This is a genomic window from bacterium (assembly GCA_030685015.1).
Taxonomy (GTDB): Bacteria; CAIWAD01; CAIWAD01; order CAIWAD01; family CAIWAD01; genus CAIWAD01.
Genome location: JAUXWS010000022.1, coordinates 1 through 4,252, shown reverse-complemented (window position 1 = coordinate 4,252; position 4,252 = coordinate 1). Strand labels below are relative to the sequence as shown.

2 protein-coding genes are annotated in these 4,252 nt (G+C 65.8%); both read right to left on the bottom strand.

From position 1 onward, the window contains the following. Nucleotides 1-82: 82 nt before the first annotated feature. A complete protein-coding gene (locus Q8O14_02560; protein ID MDP2359623.1) occupies nucleotides 83-2,944 on the bottom strand; it encodes a toprim domain-containing protein in 2,862 nt (953 codons plus the stop codon). A 28-nt stretch (nucleotides 2,945-2,972) separates the two neighbouring features. Next, the coding region (locus Q8O14_02555; GenBank protein ID MDP2359622.1) for a helicase-related protein at nucleotides 2,973-4,252 on the bottom strand (1,280 nt) is incomplete at its 5' end.

Sequence of the window (4,252 nt, the reverse complement as noted above, 5' to 3'; positions counted from 1 at the left end):
AGGAAGTTCTCGGCCGACAGGCCAATGAGGCGGTAGCTGTCGGCCAGCTGGTGGGGTTTCTTCTCGGCCATGGCGGGTCCTTTCAGAATGGGAGGTCGTCGGGTTCTTCAATGGCAGGGGGCCGCGCCGGCACTGCCGTCGACTGCGTCGGCGCCGGAGTGGGGGCGGTCGCATCTTCGGTGTCCAGTCCGTGCAGGCGCTGCAGTGCTTGGCGTAGCTGCTCTTGCCGGATCTTTAGGACACGCACGCGCTTGCCGCCCACCGTGGATCGGCTGATGTCTGTCTCCGCGATGACGTGCTGGGACTTCAGCAGGTTGGTCAGGCGATTGCTGGTGAGGGGCTTCTCGAAGGGCCAGGTGCCGTCTTGGGATAACTCGGTGTGGATGCCTTCGGCTAGCTTGTTGCCGACGTACCGCCACGCATCTCCGCGCACCTCGTACAGTTCCTGTTCGTCGCCCGTGATCAGGTTGAGCAGGGTTTGCAGGATGAGGATATCGACGCTTTCCCGCCTGGCTTCTTCCTCGCGCTCGGATTCCTTCTCCCGCTGCGCCTTCAGGATGACTTCCACCAGCGACTTGGTCTCGTCCCACTCGGCATCCTGGTCCACGAGGCGCGCCATGGCGATGAGGGATAGCCAGATTTCGCGTTCTCTGCCTTCAATCTCTGGGTAGACACCCATTAGGTCGACCATGTAGATCCGTCGGACTTCGTGGAACCGCGTCAGCACCAAGCAGTGCATCATATCGCGAGCTTCTCGGGTGAGCTGGCGGAACTCCTCCACGCATTGCGCCAGGTCCGCGATCCGAATGCCCTTCTCCTTCCGCAGGCAGTGGATGGTGATACAGCGGTTGTTGAATACCGGATCGATTTTGTTGATGCTCGCCAGGCATTTAGGCCCAAAAGCATCAAAGCCCTCGGGCTGGTTCGTCTCGGTATTCATTCGATAGACTACTGCGTCCTCTCCGTAGGAGTCCAAGAAGAGTGAGCGGGTGGCGGCTTCGATTGTCCCTGCCTTGGGGAAGCTCAGGCGTTCGGCCTCATCCATCAGCAGAGTGGACCGGGAGCCGTCGACGGTGCGGTAGAGGGCGGCATCGGTGATGTTGGCCGTCTTGAGGGCATTGAAGGCCATGGCTTCGACGAAGCGCAGGCTCAGGCTCTTGCCGGAGCCGGATCCGCCATTGAAATGCAGGTAGCCCACACGTCCGAACACCGGAAAGAAATAGGTCATCATGATCCAGATGGCCACGATGTCGTACTCACGATCCTCCGGGTACACGATGAAGCGCCGCATGGCTTCACGCATCTTTTGGAACACCACGGCAGCGTTTGGCGTGTTGGCTGCCGGGTCAGCAAGCAGGCTCGCCATGCTGAACGGGGTGTCGCCACGAGTCCAGCGAGGCAGGCCCTCGTTGGGGAAGCGGATGTTGCCTTTGGTTTGAGTTGACCGCTCTGCATAGGGCACAAGCGACATCGTCGCCTTGCCATCCCGGATGACAGATTCGATGACGAATGGCATCGGTGGTTTTGTTGGCACCGGGCGCAGCCACATGCCGATGTTGGCGACGGGATCGCCACGGAAGTCAAATCCCAGCGCCGCGCGATAAGGGATTTCGTCCTTGAAGACAGCGCCAAGATCTGGCGATGGCTGTGTCACAGGAGTCGTCTCTTGGCCGTCGGTGGTGGTTGCCGCAGTGACTGGGGCCTTCCTGATCTGCCTGACCATGTCCCGAAGGGACTTGGGCGTGGAATCGATCCGTTTGGCAATGGCCTTCAGGTAGAGGTCCTGCAGGTTCACGTCCAGGGCCCTGACGTCTGCCAGGAGCTCGTGCAGCAGGGCCTGGGCATCGCGGGTCATGCGCTCCCCGGCCTTCACGTCCGGGAGGAGCTTGATCTGGTAGGTCAGAAGATCCGGGGCCGCCTTCAGCAGCGCTTGGAACTCCTCCGGGGTTCCCCCACCCCGCGCCCAGTCGTTGATGTCCTTCTCGCCCGGCATGTGCAGGATGCGCACCTCGCCGTCCCGTAGCGCCGCCTGGATGGCTCGCGCGGACGTCAGCACCCGGCCCCGGCCGGCGGGGTCGTTGTCCCAGACGAGGGTGACGTCCTTCAAGTGGGCGAACTGATGGGCGTTGAGGCTTGCTTCCAGGCCCAGATTGCCCACCGCGGGCAGGCCCCAGGCGGCCAGGGTCATGGCATCGGGCACGCCCTCCGCCAGGATGGCCGTGCGCTCCTTGTCCAGCAGGGCGTCCAGGTTCCAGAGACCCGCCGGTTGGCCGGCCAGGTGGACGAACTTGCGGTTCCCCTCGGCGCCGGGCAGGGCCCGGAAGGTCATGCCCAGGACGCGCCGGCGCTTGATGAGCGGAAAGGTGATGCGCGTGTCGCGAAAGAGCAGGTAGCCGTTGGCCGTGCGCAGCCCGGCCTCCTCGAAGTCCGCCCGATTGAACTTCGAGAGGATGGGGTGGGTGGGCTGGATCTGATAGAGCTTCTCCAGGGTGAGGAGCCCCACTTGGTGGTCGCGCAGCAGGTCCAGGCCAAAGCCCCGCCCGGCCAGGTAGTCGCGCGCCCGCATGGCCACGTCCGACTCGGCGATAAGCTGGCCGTGGGCATAGGCGGCCAGGACCGTCAGCGTCTCCTCGCGCTTGTGCCGGGCCACCTCGGCCGCCTGCTCCTCCTCCGTGGGCGGGCCTTGGTCCAGGTGCTTGAGCATGGCGGCATGGCGCACAGCGCCCTTGAAGTCGAGGCCCTGCTCCACCATGATGTAGTCGATCACGCTCCCGCCGCTTGGGGTCGATGGATGACTGGGGCACCACCACGAGTTGGTCTCCGGGTAGACCATGAAGGAGCCCTTCTTGTCCTCGTGGCCAGGCAGTGGACAGCGAATGGGCCTGTGCCCCGTGTGGTGCGGCACCAGCTCGTCCATGGTCAGATCGCGCTTGATGCGCTCCACCAGGTCCAGGTATCCCACGAACTAACTCCTATCGAATGACGGCCTGGAACAGGTCCTCGCTCATGCCGGCCAGGATGGCCGCCGCGGCGTCGAACTGGTGCTCGCCCCGGTCCTTGGTGGCGTCCCAGCCGGCGTCTGCCCAGGACCTGCCGTCCCGGGCGCGGCAGGCCTGCACGGCCTGGGCCACGCGCTGCTTGGTGGCGGTGAGGCCCCCGCCCACGCGCTCCTTGATGTCCCCCGGCAAGAGCCAGATGGTGCGGGCGTCGTGGTAGACCTTGGCCGTCACCAGCAGGGCCTTGGCATAGGCCAGGCCCTTCAGGGCTGCGGCGCTCTGGGCCCCGCTGGACGGCGTCTCGCAGCAGAGGAGCGCGGGCGGATGCTGGAAGAGGAAGTCGCGGATGCCCAGCGCCAGGAACTCCAGCCGCCGGCCGTCGTCGTCGGCTTTGCGGATGCCCAGCTTCTTGTCGCTGGGCGCCGTGCAAAGGGTGGCTATGGCCACGGGCCACCAGAGGTCGACGTCCACGGCCACCAGGGCGAAGTGGGTGAAGGACGGGTCCAAGCCCACCACCAGCCTTCGCTCCTCATGGGGACGCAGGATAGCTGGGGCGGCCACGGGTGGCAGCAGCGCGGGCGTTTGGACCCCGCTGGCCGCCTGCGCCGCCGGCGCGGCCTTCACGATGGAGGCGCGCAGCTTCTTGTAGGCGGCCCGGCGCTTGGCGTACTGGCGTAGGAAGGGCTTGGCGTCGGTGGCCACGTGGGTCACGGCGCTGTCGATGAAGTCGTAGACGTCACCCTTCGACTTGCCTGGCGCCGCGCGCATGACGCGCCCCACGCGCTGCTCCACCCGGCCTTCGGCCTTGGCGGGGAAGGTCAGGAGCAGGGTGTTCAGCTCGGGGATGTTGAGTCCCTCGTCCGCCACGGTGGAGGCGAAGAGCACGCGCACGTGGCCTTCGCGCACGGCCCGCCGGATGAGCCGCCTGGCGTCCTTCTTGACCTTGCCGGCCAGGAGCTCGCCCTGGATGCCCCGGGCCTTGGCCGCCTCGAAGAGCGGGAAGAGATGGTCCTCCACCCGCGTGGACAAGACCAGGATCACCCGCTCCTCGTCCTGGTACAGGGCCTCCAGCGTATCCAGCACCAGCCGCCGGCGCTCCTCGTCCCGAGCCAGGGCTTCGGCCAGAGCCTGGTAGTCCTCGGCGCCCTGGTAGGGGAAGGTGAAGCTCGTGTGGACCTCGTGGACGACGGCGGGGACCAGGAAGCCGGCGGAGAGCAGGTCCTCCTGGCGGGTCTCGTGCAGGATGGGGCCAAAGG